Origin of the sequence: Wolbachia endosymbiont of Drosophila barbarae, from assembly GCF_044752445.1 — a bacterium.
Taxonomy (GTDB): domain Bacteria; phylum Pseudomonadota; class Alphaproteobacteria; order Rickettsiales; family Anaplasmataceae; genus Wolbachia; species Wolbachia pipientis.
In genome coordinates, this window is the sequence record NZ_JBIXJM010000084.1 from 1 (window position 1) to 933 (window position 933).

Annotated in this window: 1 protein-coding gene and 1 pseudogene; one reads left to right on the forward strand and one right to left on the reverse strand. The window is 32.5% G+C overall.

What is annotated here, in order from left to right; translation table 11 throughout:
- Window positions 1-451, forward strand: a pseudogene (locus ACIPNH_RS01135) (ankyrin repeat domain-containing protein); the annotation flags it as partial.
- A gap of 169 nt (window positions 452-620) precedes the next feature.
- Here ACIPNH_RS01135 and ACIPNH_RS01140 read toward each other — a convergent pair.
- Complete coding sequence (locus ACIPNH_RS01140; RefSeq protein ID WP_400771103.1) at window positions 621-746, reverse strand: hypothetical protein; 126 nt, start codon at window positions 744-746, stop codon at window positions 621-623.
- Window positions 747-933: the final 187 nt, after the last annotated feature.

Sequence of the window (933 nt, forward strand, 5' to 3'; positions counted from 1 at the left end):
TGGGGCAAGGGATTTAGGTCTAACAGATGGGGATGTAAAGTGTGGAAGAAATATAATAAAGATCGGTAATAGTGAAGTAGAAATTAAAACTGAAGATGGCATAAGGAATTACACAGATCTTACAGAAGGCAGCGATGTAGTATTAACTTTCTATACTAGTTTGGGAAATGTAGACGTTAGGCTGTATCCTGACATACAGAATAAAAGCAAAATTATAGTAGAAGTGAGTGATAGAGAGGAAATATTAGAAAAATTCAAAGGTTGTGAAGAAGAGTTAGGCAATGATTGCGAGCTTGGTAACTACTGGGTCTACGATGCTATTGAACAGGGATATTTTGAAAGATCTGGTGGATTAATGCGTCCTGAAGTAATAAGCGAGTCTAACAATAAATGGACAGAACGTGAAGAATTAAGAAGGACTTCTGATCCTAAGAGAGAAGTTTCTAGGTAGATTAATTTGCCATAAAGGTTAAAGATTGTTATTTAAATATAAACTACTATAATTTATAGATTAAGGAAATTGTACCAATATCTATGATCTTTTAAGAATACTCTTTTATATTGTTTTTAAGCTGGCTACAAAATGATGATATAGAACATACAATTGGCTGAGCCGCCTTTTACACTCCAGATCTACCATTAAAATATGCAGCTAAAATTGGATCATTTTCTACCACTGTTGCATCTAATATGCTAAAATCTTCATCCTTTATATTGATATTTTTACATAATTGATTTTGTAACATTGATTTACTTTTCTATATCAATTTCAGCATCTTTTTGTGTGGCCCTTTGTAGTAGCTCCTTTTGTAATAACCTTTTTTAATTTTCTGGCACATACTTTTTTCGACGTTTTTTCATATTGTTATAGCTCTTTTCATAGAAGTCCGGATGTGATAAGATAAGGATAGAAGATGATAAGGAGGTTGAGTG